Consider the following 18272-nt stretch of genomic DNA (forward strand, 5'->3'; position numbering starts at 1 on the left):
AGATTTATAGCAAAAGGCAGAGGGCAGAGGGCAGAAGGCAGAAGGGAAAAGATTGACTGGTCAAGGTTTCAGCATTTTGCTGTGTCCTAATCGCCTTGGCGACTGCTATAACTAAACCCGCCCTGACTACGTTTTCCCTGATCCCCTCTATTCGTTACTACCTCCATCGCGCCCAATTTCGCACAGAAATCGCCAAAAAAAATTTTTTGCCCAAAATCTGCGAAAACTTTCTGTTTCAGCCGTGTAACCCCATAGGAGTATCCATACCCCCAAGCCATTCCTCTGGGGAATTGGAATCATACCAAATCCGATGACAGGAACCCCTTTTGCCATGGCGATTGAAATCGCGGCTACACAAACAAAGTCCGCCTTCGCGGACTTTAGAGAGGGGGGTAGCTAACCCGGATTTAGTATCAAAACCAATAGCGGCTTAACCATGTCCACAGGAGAACAGTATGTCAAATCAGGGATGGAATCTGTTTTACCGCCAACTCATCACATCCGTGGCGTCATCGGTGATTAGTGTTTACCAAAAGATTCGCGCCGATGATTCCGTCAGAAGCCCTGTCGTCTCACCTTACCTAAATGCCTGTGGCTATATTCTCAGCCTCTGTGTCTTAATTAATAGTAGCCCTGTACAAGCCCAACCGATTGTTCCCGCAGCAGATGGGACAAATACAATTGTTACACCCAATGGGAATCAATTTGATATTCAGGGGGGAAGTTTCTCTGAAGATGGGGGTAATTTATTCCACGATTTTGAACAATTTGGACTTAATTCCGGTCAAACGGCTAATTTCTGGTCAACTCCCCAGATTCAGAATATTTTAGGGCGGATAAGTGGGGGGAATCCCTCGCTGATTAATGGGTTAATCCAGGTAATTGGCGGTAACTCCAACTTATATTTAATGAATCCAGCCGGGATTATTTTTGGTCCCGATGCGAGTTTAAACCTCCCCGCCGCGTTTACAGCAACAACGGCTACGGGTATTGGTGTGGATGGGGGATGGTTTAATGCTTTTGGGACGAATGACTATACCCGTTTAGTGGGTACACCCAATGCCTTTCAATTTGATAGCGCTACGGGTGCGATTATTAATGGGGCGGATTTGGCGCTGCAACCGGGACAAACTCTTTCTCTAATTGGCACAACGGTTATTAATACAGGGACAGTGCAAGCGCCAGGGGGAACGATTACCCTAACCGCCGTACCGGGAACCAGTCGGGTGCGTCTGAGTCAAGCGGGACAACTTCTGAGTTTGGAGATAGAAGCGCCCACAGATAATCAGGGAAACCCCTTAACCATTATGGCGCGATCGCTCCCAGAATTGCTCACCGGGAGTGGGGTGGATGTGGGGTTAACGGTGAATCCGGATAACCGGGTGCAAACGGCGACGGGTACGTTGATTCCCACCGAGTCAGGAACCACTGTGAATTCTGGGATGCTGGATGTTTCGACGCCAGACAGTCAGGCGGGAATAGTCAGGGTTTTGGGGGATGTGGTTGGGGTGGTGGATAATGCCCAGATTAATGCTTCTGGCGCTAATGGTGGCGGTACGGTACTGATTGGCGGTGATTATCGGGGCGCGGGTACGGTTCCGAATGCAGGGTTAACGGTGGTGGGGAAGGATGCCGAGATTAATGCGGATGCGCTGGATGCGGGTGATGGGGGAACGGTAATTGTTTGGGCGGATGATACCACTCGTTTTTGGGGAAATATTAGCGCCCGTGGCGGGATGGCGTCGGGGAATGGTGGGTTGGTTGAGGTGTCGGGAAAGCAGAATTTGATGGTTCAGGGAACGGTGGATTTGACTGCGGCGAATGGCGGTTTGGGGACGTTATTACTTGATTCAACCAATATTGAAATTCGGGATGATTCGGGGACGTTGTTATTTAATTCAACCAATAGTGAAATGGATAGTTCAGGAACGGCGACAGATGATGACACGTTACCGGATTTATTTCAAGCTGAACCGGGTTCTCCTTTTGTTATTGATAAAACGGAATTGGCACAGTTAGCAGCCGATAAGACTATTGTTCTAGAGGCAACAAATAATATTACAATTAATCCTCTAACCTCACCGCTCTATTTTTCTGACGACACTGGGTCAATCACATTTACTGCCGATGCCGATAATAATGGAACTGGAACTTTTTATATGAATCCAGATGACACGATAATTAGTAATGGTCGTTCTCTGACAATTTCAGGAGTCAGTCTAACCTTGGGAAATATCGACAACTATGGGGGAGATATAAGTCTGAAAAGCGGTCGAGGTGATATTACGGCTGGAAACATCTATACAGATACAAAAACAAACCTTCCTTTGTTTCAATTTCGTGACGTTGATGTTTACACTCGTAGCATCCGAGTCCTGAATGACGGGGGTGATATTATATTTAAAAATTTAAGAGAAATAGAGATTATTTCACTAGCTTGTATTAATATTGAATCTTGCAGCGTCGAAGTCATTAATGACGGGGGTGATATTACATTAATACCTGAAAATGGAATTCCATTATCAAGTCTAAAATTGCGACCTTCTAATTCTTTATTCGGACTCAATGGAGGTAATGTCACCCTGATAGCTGATGGAAGTATTACGACAGGAGAAATTAATTCTGAAGCTGCTGGTTATGGTCAGGGGGGAAATATTACTCTTGCTGCAGGGCGTGACATTCAAGTTGACTCAATTAATACTCAAAGCGTTAGCAATACAGGCGGCAATATTGATATTCAAACTGATAGTTTCTTCCAGTCGTCTGGCTTTTTTACCGATCAGAATGGTGTTACCGCTAGCATCTCTACCACGGGAAAAACTGGAAGCGGCTTAATCAGGATTCAGCATAGAGGCAATGGTACTACCCCCTTTATTATTGGTGATTCAGCAACTAATGGAACCGCTCAAGCTATCACGACTGGAAATGTAGCACCTGAACAAACCATTTCACCGATTCAATCTTTTTCGGACTCTTACAGTCAAGACCGGATTAAAATAATTACGTCGTCTGAGTCTAGTTTTATAAGCCGTTCAAGTGGCCAAGAGCATTCCTTGAGATCCTCTTCTTTTGGTGATTCAGCAACTAATGGAACCGCTCAAGCTATTACGACTGGAAATGTAGCACCTGAACCAATCATTTCACCGACTCAATCCTTTGTTGACTCTTATAGTCAAAAACCAATGCAAATAGTTACCTCGTCTGATTCTAGTTCTATTACCCGTTCAAATTCCCACGCCAATCTCTCTAGAACGCCTCAGCCAGACTTAGTTACAGGAGATGATAGTATACCAACCAATGATATTTATTTTAACAGAAGCTTAACTCAAACAATTTCCGACTTATTGCCGTTTTACTCCATGGAACAAATCCGACAGATGATACCTGATGAGCTAGAAAATCAGGGAAATTTAGATACAACAATCATTGACATGGATAAAAATGACAAAATACTGGACATTGAGAAATCAAGACTAAAAGACTTTGAAGATTATTTTGGCGAAAAGTTTCCCAAACAACTTATGTCGTCTGCACAGATTCAAGAAATACTGCGTGAAGTTGAACGCCAAACCGGGATAAGATCGGCTGTTATCTATGTTGCCACATCAGATAATCAGTTAGAACTCATGCTGATTTCTCCTGATGATAACCCTGTTGAGACAAGGAATATAGAAGTTGGTAATCAAGCTTTACTCAATCTAGTTAACAACTTTATCCATGCTGTACAAGAATCACAGACTAAAATCTATAAAGCTGACGCTCAAAAACTATATGATTTACTGATTAGACCCTTAGAAGCTGACCTAAAATCTCAAAATATAGACACATTGTTGTTTTCATTAGAGTCAGGTTTGCGTTCTATCCCACTGGCAGCTTTGCATGATGGACAACAGTTTTTAGTAGAAAAGTATCGGTTTAGCCTAATCCCATCCTTTACCCTTGCAGATGTCCGCTATGAAGATATTACCAATAAACAACTGGTTGCGATGGGAATATCCCAATTTCCATCCGGACAAAAACCCTTACCCAGTGTACCGGAAGAAATCTCAACCATTGCCCAAACCTTGGCATCAGGGAGAACCTTCTTTGACCAAGATGTAACGATGAAAAATTTAAAGGCACAACGCCAGCAACCGTTTCAAATTATTCATCTAGCCACCCATGCTAAATTCAAACCGGGAAAAGCGCACAACTCTTATATTCAACTTTGGGATGAAAAACTACAATTAGATGAGTTAACCCGTTTTAAATGGTCTGATCAACCCAAGGTAAATCTGTTAGTTTTAAGTGCTTGTCAAACTGCATTGGGAGATAAAGATGCCGAGATGGGGTTTGCTGGATTAGCGGTAAAAGCTGGGGTGAAATCTGCTGTCGCTAGTCTCTGGCGAGCCAATGATGGCGCAACATTTAAGCTGATGACCAATTTTTATCAGCAGTTGAGTGCATCATCTATAAAAGCTGAAGCATTGCGACAGGCGCAACTGGCTATGTTACGTGATGAAAACGTATCCCATCCAGCTTACTGGGCAGCTTTTACTGTAATTGGTAGCCCTTGGTAATCTTTGCGCTAAGGAGTATTTCAAATGAAAAGGATGCATTTAATGGAATTTTTCACTCTTCTGTTTTTTTTGCCTAGTTACGCTTCTAATGGTGCGTTACGCTACCCTACCCTTCGGGAACGCTTCGCGAACGGGAACGCTGCGCGAACGCTAACGCACCCTACTGCCTACTGTCGTGGCACACCTTAATTGGTGGATTAGAATTGTAGGGGCGCACAGACGTGCGCCCTTTTCTCGCACAGACGTGCGCCCTTTTCTCGCACAGACGTGCGCCCTTTTCTCGCACAGACGTGCGCCCTTTTCTCGCACAGACGTGCGCCCTTTTCTCGCACAGACGTGCGCCCTTTTCCCACACAGACGTGCGCCCAATTTAACGGTCAAATCTTTTCCACAATTTTAGCTGTGTCACGCCACTACAGATAGAGGTTCTTGATTGAAGAACACGCCCTTACACTTGAAAGTAATCTAGACGAGGACAATCTATGAAAGATTATCATATCAATATCTTCTATAGCGAAGAAGACGAAGGCTACATTGCAGACATTCCCGATCTGAAATATTGTTCAGCATTTGGTGAAACCATTGAGGAAGCCGTCCAGGAAATTTTGCAAGCTAAAGCCGCTTGGCTAAAAACGGCAAAAGCAGAAGGAAAGCCAATTCCCACACCAAAATATAGACCTGCTATCTATCAAATTGCTTCTTAATTTAATAGTCAGCCCGATAAACCGCCCGGAGCCCGGAGTTCAAACTCCGGGCTAATAGCTCAAGTCCACTAAAGTGGACTAAAATTCTTTGGTAGTCTTGAGCTTTTGGTTCCTTGGGTTTTAACCGAAGGCGGGTTAACGCTTGAGCTTAAATTTAGTTAACCCTGCGAAAAACCTCAATATCACCCGTGTAACGTAATAGAAAAGGATATATCCCCGCTAAAATAACTAGGGCTATGCATCGCGATGACTTAACCCCAAACCTTGGCAATCATCCCAAGGAACAACCCCCATCAACCATAACCCATGCAACTCACACCCATTCAACCGATCCAATCATGGACGATCGCAATGAACAACTCCGCCACCTTATCGCCACCGCCTGCACTGATCCCCCTGGAAGTTGGCAACGTCGGCAAACCATGAATAATGTATATAAACTCGTGATGAATTCTGGAAAACTTTGGAAAGGATATCGCCAGGATCAACCTTACTATAAAGATGCACTCCAGCAAATGTGGGAATATTGTTGCCAACATCCCGAAGACTATGATCCCACTCTAAAAAACGTGACAACCTGGCTAGATGATGAACTAAAAAAGCGACTCAGGCGCTTCCGAGATGGCAATCGCCGCCGACGAGACATCCCCGCCAGTTACTTGCGAATTGAAACCGAAGAAGGGCAAGTTCTCGACCCCATTGACACTAAACCCTCTCCCCCAGATCATAATCCGCGATTTCTAGAAATGTGGGAAAAAACCGAAGCCTGGGTTCGCCATGATCCCGATCAGATATTACGCCACACTTGCTTTAGAAATCGTCCCCAGATTAATGCCCAAGTTTTATTACTCCGACATAACTTATCACCCAAGAAGACACCCTGGAAAATTATCGCTGCTGAATTTAACCTCACCCCCGCCGAAGCCAAAGACTTACCCAAATTTTATAGCCGTCGATGTAAACCGCTACTCGAACAATTTATGATTGCCCAAGGATATATAGACGAAAACGATATCCGTAAACCTAAGAAATAAGTAGTCGAACAAAAGAAAACGGCACTCTATTAATTTTTATAAACCGCACTCAAACCCTTACTGTTCCCTGTTCCCTGTTCCCTGTTCCCTGTTCCCTAATCTCAACCGTTAACTTTAATTGTATCCACCTACTTAACTATGATTAACTCCACTGAAATTACCGACGATTTATCCATTCCGATGCCGATTACCCAGGACTCCCTCCAGATTGCGGCAGCCTTTGCCCAACAGCAGCCGCATCCGCAACAGTATGAACAAGTTTATCTGAATACTCTAGCCGTTTGTGCTGTCAATAACTATCTACGCATCCTGGATATCCCCACTAATTTAAATGCTGGCGATAGTTGGAATCCCGCCATGCGTTTATTCTTTGATGTCGCCGACTTAGACGTAACCGGAATTGGGCGGTTAGAATGTCGCCCCCTGCGTTCTCCAGACTCCTTGACTGATACACCTGCTTGTATCATTCCCCCAGAAGTTCACGAGGATCGGATTGGTTACGTTATTGTACACATTGATACCCAACACCAGCAAGCCACAATCCTGGGATTTACTGACAGCGTAGACAGCGAAGAACTCCCCTTAAGTCAGTTGCGATCGCTCAAAGATTTACTCACACATTTACAGCACCTCCAAGAGGCGCAAACTGTTCCAGAACCCGTACAGTTGAGTCAATGGTTAGATAATGTTTTTGCCGTTGGTTGGGAGAAACTAGAAGCACTGCTTGAGTTACCCCAAGAACCCGCTTTTAGCTTCAGAACTCATTCTGAACCATCAACTAATGGCGTGAAACGCGGCAAACGTATGGACTTTAAAAAAGACAGTGACTCAGTAGCGTTATGTATTGGCTTAAAACCAACCCATTCACCCCAAATGGGTATCTCTGTTGAAGTCTATCCCACAGGAGGTCAAGTCTATCTTCCCCAAGAACTTCAAGTCATCCTACTCGATGAAGAGGGAAAAGCGGTGATTCAAACGGAAACCCGAACCACCGAACATATTCGCTGGCGTTTTAAAGCCGATCCCGGTGATCAGTTCAGTATCAAATTAGCGTTAGGTGATGTTAATATGACCGAAGCATTTGTCGTCTAATCAAACAGGATTCAATCGTTAAATCGGGCGCAATTTGTAGGTTGGGTCGAGGAACGAGACCCAACAAAGTTAACGTTCTGTAGTTGAGTCCTTGCGAAGTCGAAACCCAACCGAATTAATAGACTGTTCCCCCTTCCAGGGTATCTATTAAACCCAGATATACCATGACTAAACTCGTCATTTTTAGACCCGTTGGCAACTTAGAAACCCAAGGATTCTCTGTCCATCTGATAATTCAGGAAAAAAGTGACTCCCCCGCCGAAAATCAGCCAACGATTCACACCTTACTTGACCTGGATAAAACCAATGCATTACCCCCCAATCCCGAATTAGCCGCCCACTTACACCACCATTGGCTAGAACTCTATCGTCCCTTGGGTGAACCAGCACGAACCCGAAAACTAGAAGTCGTAGAAGTTGAGTATGAGGGAACCCTAAAACAGCGAATTCACCACTGTAAAACCTCCGCTCAAGAATTATGCGATCGCATGAAAGCATGGCTGGATTCAGACTCCTTTCATTCCCTAGACAAACAATTGCGAGAAAATTTAAATCCCGATGATTCAATTCAATTCCTAATTCGCACCGAAGATCCCCAATTACTCAAACTTCCCTGGCAAGAATGGGACTTTTTTCACCATTATTCCCAAGCTGAACCCGCCCGCATTCCCCTGCAATCTCAACCCACTGGAATATCCCCAAAAACACCCCAATCCGCCAAAATCAGAATTCTCGCTATTTTAGGTCATAGCCAAGGTATCGATGTTGACAAAGACCGAAAAATCTTGGAAAATTTACCCAATACTGAAACCACATTCCTCGTCGAAAAGACGCACCAAGACATAAACGACCAGTTATGGGAACAATCTTGGGATATTATCTTTTTTGCTGGACATAGTGAGACCATCAATGATACCGGACGCATCTATATCAATCCCACTGATTACCTAACCGTTAACGAACTCTGGTGCGCCCTAAAAAAAGCCGTAAAACGGGGGTTAAAATTGGCAATATTCAACTCCTGTGATGGCTTGGGACTTGCCCAACAATTAGACGACTTGAATATCCCCCAAATGATTGTCATGCGGGAATTAATTCCCGATAAAGTTGCCCAAGCTTTTTTAACCTATTTTCTCACTGAATTTGCCGGGGGTCAATCATTCCATCAAGCAGTACGAAGCGCACGAGAACGATTACAGGGAATGGAAACTGACTTTCCCTGTGCTAGTTGGTTACCCCTAATCTGTCAGAATTTAATCACGGTTCCCACGAGTTGGCAGGAATTGGGCGGGATTAGTAATCTTAATCTTAGTTTAGATTATCCCAGTCTTGACCCAATCCCGAAAAACAGGGGGTTTGTTACCCGTTTCAATCATTTCTCTAAGTTAACCCTAATCCTATTATTTGGAGGTCTTATTAGCTACTTTTTTCTGGGTTTCCGGATAGCCCCTTGGTTCAACAAACTGGGAGTGAAAAATTATAATCAAGGACAGCTATTAAAAGCCCAATTTTACTATCGATTCGCTACCTTACTTGACATCAATTATCCCCACCCTCACTACAACCTGGCTTGGCTGTGTGAGAAAAATCTGAAGGATACAAATTGTGCTATGAAAGCCTACGAAAAAGCCGCCCTGCGCGGATTAGCTGAAGCCCATGCTCAATTAGCCTTGGGACAAATTCGCGGCAATTTTCCGGAAGCCAGTCTTAGTCATGTCTGGCAATGTTTAACTTTAACGGAGTATGACGCGGTAAAAGCTGCCTGTTTCAAAAATCGGGGGTTAATTCGATTCACAGAAGGTCGATTAAGCGAAGCAGAAGATGACCTAAAACAGGCAATTCAGCTAGAGGTTGATAGTCCTCATGCTCACTGTCTTCTAGCGCAAGTTTTAGAAGCAACCGAAAGACCAAAAGCAGCCGAGGACGCTTGGAAAAATACGCTACACTATGCTAAATCAAAGTATTACAGACCTGAACTCGATGAATGTATTGGTGAAGCAAAACAACGTTTACAAGATTTGGAGGATTGATGATGAAAGTTTATTTTTTATACCTATTGTAATTCAGATAAAATGGTGTAAACGGTGCGTTACGCTGCGCTAACGCACCCTACGATTGGTAACAATTGGTAACAATTGGCGATAATTGATTAGATAAATGTATTGGTGAAGCGAAACAACGTTTACAAGATTTGGAGGATTGATGATAAAAGTTTATTTTTTTACCTATTTAATTCATATAAAACAGTGTAAACGGTGCGTTACGCTGCGCTAACGCACCCTACAATTGGTAACAATTGGTAAGAATTGGTAACAATTGGCGATAATTGGTTAGATGAATGCATTAATGAAGTCGATCAACGTTGGCAAAAATTGGAGAATTTATGATGAAACTTCAAACGTTTACCGCTAGTATCCCAGGAATTCCACCGAAAAACCGATTCCGCCTCCCTTTTATGGGGTTGAGTTTCATCCTCGCTACTGTCAGTTTCATCGGACAACAGTCAATCCTATCCCCCGCGATCGCAACATCTGAACGAACAGCCAACGGACAAATTATTCAACTTCTGGGTAATGTTCAGGTTAAACGGGCTTACGGTTCCCTAATCCGCCCCACAACGGGGATACCCATTTATCCGGGAGATGAACTCCTCACCGCCAACGGCGCACAAGTGATTGTCCAATGTACGGATTTAACAGTATGGTCAGTACCTGGGGGTAATAATCAAGTTAATACTTGCGCCACAAGCGAAGATAGCCAAGACGCCAAATGCAGCCCTGGATTAGTCAGTTGTCCCGATCGCGGCGATGCGATCGCTTGGAATAACCCTGCTATCCCCTACCTGATCAGTCCCCGTCGCACTACCCTACTCAATAACAAACCTACATTCCGTTGGCATCCTGTAGCCAACGCCACCAGCTACAAGGTGCGTGTCAGGGGTGAGGATGTAGATTGGCAAACTCACGTTAATGACACCGAAATAACTTATTCGGGTGAAACACCTCTAACACCGGGCGTGTATTATTTATGGACAGTTGAAACTCGCGATCGCGGTTCGTTTGAGGAAAATATACCTGAACTTGGTTTCAGAATCCTGGATAGCCAAACCCAAGCCCAAATCAAGACAGCCGCCTCCCAAATTCTCGCCAATGATCAACTCAACCCAGAAGCCAAAGCCCTATCGTTAGTCAACCTTTACCTTAGCCACGATTTGAAACAAAACGCCATTGAAACCCTAGACGATTTAGTCAGTCAAGGAAACCCAACCGCCGCTATTTATCACCAATTGGGCAAGCTATACCGACAAATAGGATTATCTCAGCTTGCTGTCCAAAACTATCAGAAAGCCCTTGAACTCGCGGCTAGCCAAGATACCGATATTCCCGCCTTAGTTGCAGAAGACTTAAGTGAATTTTACACCGCATTGGGGGAAACAGACAAAGCTAGGGAATGGTACAATCAAGCCCTAGCCTACTATGAAACATTAGGGGAATGAATGGCAAAAAGACAGTCGCAGCGATCGTTGTTTTTGCCGGGTTCGAGGTTATCCTACAAATTGTCTGGATCAATGCCTAATTCTCGCAACCGTTGCGCCAATTGTTGGGCGCGTTCTTCGGCGGCGATAGCCCTTTCTTCAGCTAATATCGCTTGTTCTTGTGCGGCGGTAGCCCTTTCTTCGGCAAGAATCGCTTGCTCATTATCTGTGGGAATCAACTCTCCTGAAGGCGTCATCCATCGCAACCATTGTCCGTTAATCTCACGAAATCGCCCTGACCACAATCCCAAGCTTAACCCTAACTCCGGCATAAAAAACCGATTATCGGTTAAATTCATCCGTTGATAATTCCCCTCAACTAAATGAAAGATTTGCAGCTGATAGGTATAGCGGCTAAAAATCACATAGTACGGTACCCGCAAAATCTTTTCATAAACATGCCATTTCGAGGGTGGATTTCCGGCTTTGGCTACTGTCCGTCCCAAATCCTCATCTTCTGTACCCGGAGATAATAACTCGACCACCACAAAGGGACTAATTTCTTCTTGCCAAATCACATAACTTAAGCGCAACTCTCGCTGTTCATACAGGCGCGGAATCCCCACAACCCCAAACCAATCGGGACGCTTGTACCAGTGAGTATGATTAACATCGTAATAAAGATTCAAGTCGCAGGCAGAAAACACTTGTTCCCAATTCCAATTAGTTGGTTGAAAGGTTAACAGGAGTAAAAGCGGTTGAAAAAAGTGAAACTCATCGGGCAATCCAGGGTCCTCCGGATTATCACTGGGCAAATCGTACATTGTCGGCAAGGTTTGCCGGGGAGAATCTGGGGGATTGGATTGGGTAGGCAGACGAATCATAGTGATGTGAGGTCTTGATTCCCGTAAAATCTATGCCACTATTTTAACTGAAATCACTGAAAAACTAGAGATTAAGAGGTCTTTTTTAACCGTTTTTTGGGTCTGGCTTTACCTTTTTTGACCACTAAGGCAAGTCTAGCAAGGGATAGAATCGTTCCAACGTGGCAATAGTATCTGATTCAATTGTTCCCCCATCAGCCGAACCAGGTTGAATGATGGGATCGCCAACTTGAGCCTGATTACTATTAGCGAGGACATGATTGTTGCTGAGGATAACAGTCCTTTGATTGAGTTTGTCTTTGACCAAACAGCCCAAAGTCCCCGCCGTGACATCGGGATGACCGATACTATAACCACCCGGACAGGGGCGCATGCGATCGGTATTCTCAAAGGCTTGAAATTGTAAGGGTTGGACATCCGTGATCATTTCTAGAACCCCATCGGGGGCATACTCCCACGGAATGTTAATCTGCTTGGGAATCCGGTTTTGCACTGGCAAATTACGCAGTGCCAGTTTGCGACTAACATAGAAAACAATTGCCGGTTGGTTCGTTTTCTGTCCGCCTGTTTTCTTCATAAAGATGACTGGGCTTGACCTCTAGCGCAACCGTACACGGCAAAAAGCGCGAGGAGAACGAGCATAACCACGATCGCCGATTTTCTCACATAAGGTCTTCGAGCTTTCATAACTGTTAAACTCCCATTAATCTAATTTTTCTCCAAATAAACTTGAACAGCAATACGACGATCCGCGTATAGGATTATGACGAAATTGCCACAAACGTAGCTTTGAGTAGACCCAACTTTTCCAGGGCAACTATTACAGCAGCGGTTCGGGTTTGGACACCCAGTTTCCGGTGAATATGCTCCAAGTGTTTTCGCACTGTTCCTTGACGGCAACCTAGTACTTTAGCAATGGCAGCATTGCTTTGATCTTGGGCTACCCAGAATAGTACTTCTGCCTCACGTTTGGTGAGTCCTAATAATTCTAATGCTGCGATTGAGAAGGAGTTTAGTTCTGGTTCTTCCCACATCAACAGATATCGCTCCCCGATGGGATCATCAATTGGGGGTACGAGTAATTGAGCCTGGTGAAGCTCTTGTCGCAAGCGATGATTAATCGCCGACCAAATTCCCTGACGTTGCCATTTGCGAAAGTAACTCGACACCGTTGACCAGGGCGGAAAATCGTGAGGTAAAGCCCGCCACTGGCACCCTTCGTGCAGCCGATAGCAGATCGCATTGACGATTTCGCGTAAATTCACGTTGGGTTTGGGTCCCCGACGTTTCGGTTTTGGTAATAGGGGTTCAATTAACTCCCATTCGCGATCGCTCAAGTCGGTGGGATAAGGACGACGTGCCATCTGGCTAGCCCAACTATCTTGACGACGCCTCTATTGTGCCAAGTTGATTTCTCTGGCTTGATTTTTTTATCTTTTCTTTATAAACGGTTTACCAAACTTAAAATTATCCTTTGCGTAAAATGAGAGTATGTTCATCCGAGTAATTAGTGAAAGTCTTAAGACCTTCAAATATCCTAAGAAGAGGTAAACAGAATGAAACATATCTGGAACAAGTTCACCGTTTTGGCTACTGGCTACACCTTGAGTTTGGTAGCTATTGGAGCTAGTCCAGCATCAGCAGCTAACATAATCAAAAATGGTAGTTTTGAAATCGGTCCGGAGCCAGGTGAGTTTTTGCCACTCAGCGTCGGTTCTACTGATATCCAAGATTGGACGGTAATAAATGGTGGAATTGATTATTATGGCACGGGATGGTTTGCGGCTGATGGCAACCGAAGTCTCGATCTCAACGGTATGCTGGGTGGGGTGGCACAAACATTTAGCACTTCCCCTGATCAGCAATATCTCGTTAGTTTTGCTTTGGCAGGTCATCCGAGTGGTCTTTTACAAACGATGGAAGTTGCTGCCGCAGGACAATCTGAATTGTTTTCATTTCAGGCAGGCACTGATCTGAGAAATATAGGCTGGGAAACCCAGTCATGGCTGTTTACCGCTATCGATACAGAAACCACACTTGAGTTTTCTAGTCTGCAAACAGACTACCCCTTTGGCGGACCCGCATTGGATAACGTGTCAGTCACGGCTGTTTCTGTCCCCGAACCTATGACGACAATAGGTTATGTGGTGGCACTCTCCTTTGGCGGCTTGCTCAAGCGTTCACCGTCCAAAAAGAAAAACAAGGCTTAAACGGTGGTTACCTTTCTTACAGGCTATAGCCGCGCTGTTTTTAATCACTAAGTCTGTTGGGTGATTATAACTCTGAGAAAGTTCTGCAAGGCAAGGGAGAGAACATTCTCTTTCTTGCTCTTGATGTTATTACAGGCAAGCCATGTTAACAGTTAAGCAAATTGAAACGGCTATCCTCAAACTTCCACCTGATCAATACATGATATAGCCTATTTTTGATTATGTTGTTGCCAATTTCCGCCGACGCGCCGCATCAGATAAGCCACGCCAAAATCGCCATTCGGATGTTCGGCTAACCGTTCCCCCAACTCAATTACCTGCGCCGCTAACTCACTCCCTAATTTTTCCGCCGTGGCTTGGCGTTCTTTTTGCCAAAGTTGCCGTTCTCGTGCTTTACTCTGCCATTCGTTGGTAAACAGTTGCTCAATTACGGTATGGAGTCCCAAACGTTCGAGAATGTCCCACTCCCCGTAATCGCACCAAATCCCGCGACAGTGAGAACATCGTTCCACATAAAAGGGTGTCTTGAGATTAACTTTAGCGCGAGAGAGATAGCGCTGGCACTCTGGACATAAGGCGGCTTTGGTATCGAAAGGGGACTTGACAAAATCCACATTTAATGATTCAGGTGGAATATCAGGCATTCTCTGATTAGACGGTTGACGTGCCTGCCATGCTTCATACTCTTTGGCAGGAATCCAAGTGCCTTTGCACTCTTGGCAATACTTCACGGCAAACTGATGCTCTAAATAGCCGTCTAGGAGTGGGACTTTTCTACATTTGGGACATTGCACCGATTTTCTTCCTCAAAGCATCTGTACCTTATTAAAACTCAAAACTCAGACTTAGCAGGCTACGTCTCTACAGGGTTGGGGCGGGTTTAGTTACATCTGGGTAAGGCAAGAAACGATAGTCGTGAAACCCGCCCCTACACACTCACGCGCAATACCCTGGAACCAAGTGAAGGGTCAACACTCAACACTCCCTCGACAGGACGGGACGAGAGCGCTAGAGTTGAAGCATAGCATTACAGTATTGAATCAGGGTGTTCAGGCGATCGCAGATAATAGCCACCCTAGACTGAACCGTTGCAGAATTTCGCGCCGCCTGCAACATTAGCCTATCGGTTTCTAGCAGGCGCATCTGTCTATGGATTTCGGTTTGCCTAGACTGCCATGCTGATAAGTGTTCCTGATTGACTTCATCGGGGTTGAGCGTGAGAATTCGTGCTTGAAAGAGCTGTTTCACCGCCTGGAAACGCTCCTGTATCTCAGTTTTGTCTAACTCGTGCTTCTGGGTGCTTTTGTGCAAATCGTCTAAGACCTGTTGAAAGTCCTGATAGGATTGCCGTTGGGAGGGGATTAACATTATGAGACAGGTTGGTCTAGAATAAATGTAAAGAATCTTGTATTTTTGTTTATAAATGCAAGGATTTACCACCAAGCTGAGGATCAGGTTTGAGTCTGAACGTCAGCTTGCATTCTCATCGCAGAGTAACCAATGTAAGGAGGAGCAGTTTAGGTGGTGTGGTACTGCCAAAACTGATTGTCCCTAAAACCGTTGCTGTTTGCAGTCTTAGCGATCCGCTATTGACAACCAACCATCCGCAGAAATTCTAGCGTATTGGCTTCAACCAAGTCCTTGAGTTATGCCAGATTTCGCTGGAAATGGAGTCCGTAACAGAAGCGACAGGTTGCTTCTATACTCGGTCACTCAGGTGGATATCTGGTATCTTATGTTACCATTTCTCATCTAAGTCTGATTACTATACGGGTATTCTAGGGAATTTTGATTCCTGGAATTCATAAAAACCGATAACTATACCACTAAACAGAGATCTTACTACCATTACCGTTATTTATTGATCTGTCAGGGAAAGAATTATGAGTGCCACTGTCCTACCTACAACCTATAACCTAGACGTTCCCGACTGGTTGCAGGACTGTTTATCAACAGCCTCTACCACCTATGACCCATCAGCACCGGATGATGCGGCGTTAGTGGTGCGGGCGTTTGAATTTGCGTATCAACTTCATTCGGAACAGTATCGAGCCTCTGGAGAACCCTATATCGCTCATCCTGTAGCCGTTGCTGGCTTATTAAGAGACTTAGGCGGCAACAGTACCATGATCGCGGCGGGTTTACTCCATGATGTGGTCGAAGATACGGATGTCACGCCAGACGAGATTGAATCCATCTTTGGTGCCGAGGTGCGCCATTTAGTTGAAGGCGTCACCAAACTCTCCAAATTTAACTTCTCCAGTAAAACCGAACGCCAAGCTGAGAACTTCCGCCGTATGTTCCTGGCGATGGCGAAGGATATCCGGGTGATTGTGGTCAAGTTAGCAGACCGTCTGCATAATATGCGGACATTAGAACATCTTAAGCCACAAAAACAGCGGGCGATCGCCCAGGAAACCCGCGAGATTTTTGCCCCCTTAGCCAACCGCTTGGGAATTGGGCGGTTTAAGTGGGAGTTAGAAGATTTATCCTTTAAGTATCTTGAACCGAATGCTTATCGCAAAATTCAGGAACTGGTTGCCGAACGGCGTCAAGACCGGGAAGAACGATTAGCCCAGGTTTCGCAAATTCTGCGAGGGCGTCTTGATGAGATGGGCATTCGATGTGTGGACTTGAATAGTCGTCCTAAGCATCTGTATGGAATTTATCAGAAGATGCAGCGCCGCAATAAGGAATTTCACGAAATTTATGATTTAGCGGCGATGCGGATCATTGTGGAGACCAACGAAGGGTGCTATCGGGCATTAGCTGTTGTCCATGATGCCTTTCGCCCGATTCCCGGTCGGTTTAAAGATTATATCGGCTTACCGAAACCCAATCGGTATCAGTCTCTACATACAGGCGTGATTGGCTTCCATGGGCGTCCCATCGAAGTGCAAATTCGTACCCTGGAAATGCATCGGATTGCCGAATATGGGATTGCGGCACATTGGAAGTATAAAGAAACCGGAACATCTGATCCAACCCGAATTGGCGCAGACGATGACAAGTTTACCTGGTTGCGGCAGTTGCTGGAATGGCAGAATGACCTGAAAGATGCTCATGAGTATATCGAAAGTGTCAAAGATAATTTATTTGACGATGATGTCTACGTCTTTACCCCCGATGGAGATGTGATACCCCTGAGTCGGGACGCAACGCCGATAGACTTTGCCTATCGGATTCACACCGAGATTGGGAATCACTGTGCTGGGGTGAGAATTAATGGTCAGTGGCGAGTTCTGGATACACCGTTAAAGAATGGGGATATTGTCGAAATTATCACCCAGAAAAATAGTCACCCTAGTTTAGACTGGTTAAACTTCGTCGTCACGCCCAGTGCCAGAAACCGGATTCGCCAATGGTACAAGCGATCGCACCGTGATGAAAATGTGGCGCGAGGTCGAGATTTGCTGGAGAAGGAATTGGGTAAAAATGGATTTGAATCCTTGCTCAAATCAGAACCTATGCAATCTGTCGCCGAACGCTGTAATTATCAAAATGCTGAAGATTTATTGGCGGCATTAGGGTATGGAGAAGTGACTCTAAATCTCGTGGTCAATCGATTGCGCGATGCAGTAAAAGCCACACAACCCTTTGAAACCGAACCCGAAGAAATCGAAGATTTACTGCCATCGTTACCGACGGCGAGGGAAACAAGTGATCAGTGGACGATTAAAGGCGAACCCATTGCGGGGGTCGAGGGATTAATGCATCGGATTGCTGGGTGTTGTAATCCAGTTCCCGGCGAACCTATTCTGGGTGTCGTCACCCGATTGCGGGGAATTTCGATTCATCGTCAAGGCTGTCCCAATGTGGAAAATATTGAGGGAGACCGATTAGTTCCGGTGAATTGGAATCCGACGGATCAAGAGAGTGGGCGTCGGCAAACCTATCCGGTTAATATTCAAATTGAAGTGTTGGATCGGGTCGGGGTTTTAAAGGATATTCTCTCCCGCTTAAGTGACCATCATATCAATGTGCGGAAAGCTCAGGTGAAAACTCAAGACGGTAAACCTGCGTTGATTGATTTGTGTATCGATATTCGGGATTACGGGCAGTTGCAGCAAAGTTTTGCTCAAATTAAAAAGATGAGCGATATCTTGAATCTGCGGCGAATCAGCGATATTAATGAGTAAACTCGTAGTCCTGTACATCGATTCTCCAGAAAATGCCAATGCAACTAGCCTCTCTACCCCTAAAGCTCGCCCTTGCTAGCACGGCGGCGGTAGGCGTCACCCTTTCTTGGGTCAATCAAGCGATCGCGGCTAGCCTCTTTGTGGGCAAGCTATTATACAACAAGTCTTACCAAGT

General features: G+C 45.2%; 13 protein-coding genes. 8 read left to right on the forward strand and 5 right to left on the reverse strand.

Annotated elements, in window-relative coordinates:
- Window positions 1–455 precede the first annotated feature (455 nt).
- The 6 genes from RIE73_RS33500 (at window position 456) to RIE73_RS33525 (ending at window position 10885) form a co-directional block, all read left to right on the forward strand.
- Window positions 456–4559: a CHAT domain-containing protein gene (locus RIE73_RS33500; RefSeq protein WP_446405280.1), complete on the forward strand. Its 4104-nt coding sequence runs from the start codon at window positions 456–458 to the stop codon at window positions 4557–4559.
- Window positions 4560–5041: 482 nt separating this feature from the next.
- Window positions 5042–5263, forward strand: coding sequence for a type II toxin-antitoxin system HicB family antitoxin (locus RIE73_RS33505; RefSeq protein WP_446405281.1), 222 nt, complete (start codon window positions 5042–5044; stop codon window positions 5261–5263).
- Window positions 5264–5499: 236 nt separating this feature from the next.
- Window positions 5500–6297 (forward strand): sigma-70 family RNA polymerase sigma factor, encoded by a 798-nt coding sequence (locus RIE73_RS33510; protein WP_446405282.1) that lies wholly within the window; start codon window positions 5500–5502, stop codon window positions 6295–6297.
- A gap of 138 nt (window positions 6298–6435) precedes the next feature.
- Window positions 6436–7389 carry a DUF1822 family protein gene (locus RIE73_RS33515; protein ID WP_446405283.1) on the forward strand — a complete coding sequence of 318 codons (954 nt, stop codon included), beginning with the start codon at window positions 6436–6438 and terminating at the stop codon, window positions 7387–7389.
- A gap of 164 nt (window positions 7390–7553) precedes the next feature.
- Window positions 7554–9419, forward strand: coding sequence for a CHAT domain-containing tetratricopeptide repeat protein (locus RIE73_RS33520; RefSeq protein ID WP_446405284.1), 1866 nt, complete (start codon window positions 7554–7556; stop codon window positions 9417–9419).
- A 353-nt stretch (window positions 9420–9772) separates the two neighbouring features.
- A complete protein-coding gene (locus RIE73_RS33525; protein ID WP_446405285.1) occupies window positions 9773–10885 on the forward strand; it encodes a tetratricopeptide repeat protein in 1113 nt (370 codons plus the stop codon).
- Window positions 10886–10938: 53 nt separating this feature from the next.
- Here RIE73_RS33525 and RIE73_RS33530 read toward each other — a convergent pair whose 3' ends face one another.
- The 3 genes from RIE73_RS33530 to RIE73_RS33540 form a co-directional block, all read right to left on the reverse strand.
- The gene (locus RIE73_RS33530) at window positions 10939–11748 is read right to left on the reverse strand and encodes a Uma2 family endonuclease (protein WP_446405286.1); all 810 of its coding nucleotides are present in this window, start codon (window positions 11746–11748) and stop codon (window positions 10939–10941) included.
- 124 nt (window positions 11749–11872) lie between these two features.
- Window positions 11873–12325 carry a hypothetical protein gene (locus RIE73_RS33535; RefSeq protein WP_446405287.1) on the reverse strand — a complete coding sequence of 151 codons (453 nt, stop codon included), beginning with the start codon at window positions 12323–12325 and terminating at the stop codon, window positions 11873–11875.
- A gap of 184 nt (window positions 12326–12509) precedes the next feature.
- Window positions 12510–13112: an IS5 family transposase gene (locus RIE73_RS33540; protein ID WP_446405288.1), complete on the reverse strand. Its 603-nt coding sequence runs from the start codon at window positions 13110–13112 to the stop codon at window positions 12510–12512.
- Window positions 13113–13304: 192 nt separating this feature from the next.
- Here RIE73_RS33540 and RIE73_RS33545 point away from each other — a divergent pair, with 192 nt between their 5' ends.
- Window positions 13305–13958, forward strand: coding sequence for a choice-of-anchor C family protein (locus tag RIE73_RS33545; protein ID WP_446405289.1), 654 nt, complete (start codon window positions 13305–13307; stop codon window positions 13956–13958).
- Between the two features lie 209 nt (window positions 13959–14167).
- On the opposite strand, the gene RIE73_RS33550 is transcribed toward RIE73_RS33545, so the two are convergent.
- Both RIE73_RS33550 and patD read right to left on the reverse strand, forming a co-directional pair.
- Window positions 14168–14752 (reverse strand): zf-TFIIB domain-containing protein, encoded by a 585-nt coding sequence (locus RIE73_RS33550; protein WP_446405290.1) that lies wholly within the window; start codon window positions 14750–14752, stop codon window positions 14168–14170.
- 214 nt (window positions 14753–14966) lie between these two features.
- Window positions 14967–15326, reverse strand: coding sequence for a heterocyst frequency control protein PatD (patD, locus tag RIE73_RS33555; protein WP_446405291.1), 360 nt, complete (start codon window positions 15324–15326; stop codon window positions 14967–14969).
- A 515-nt stretch (window positions 15327–15841) separates the two neighbouring features.
- On the opposite strand from patD, the gene RIE73_RS33560 reads away from it, so the two are divergent.
- Window positions 15842–18097, forward strand: coding sequence for a RelA/SpoT family protein (locus tag RIE73_RS33560; RefSeq protein ID WP_446405292.1), 2256 nt, complete (start codon window positions 15842–15844; stop codon window positions 18095–18097).
- Window positions 18098–18272 lie beyond the last annotated feature (175 nt).

Origin of the sequence: Coleofasciculus sp. C1-SOL-03, assembly GCF_040220555.1 — a bacterium.
Lineage (GTDB): Bacteria > Cyanobacteriota > Cyanobacteriia > Cyanobacteriales > Coleofasciculaceae > Coleofasciculus.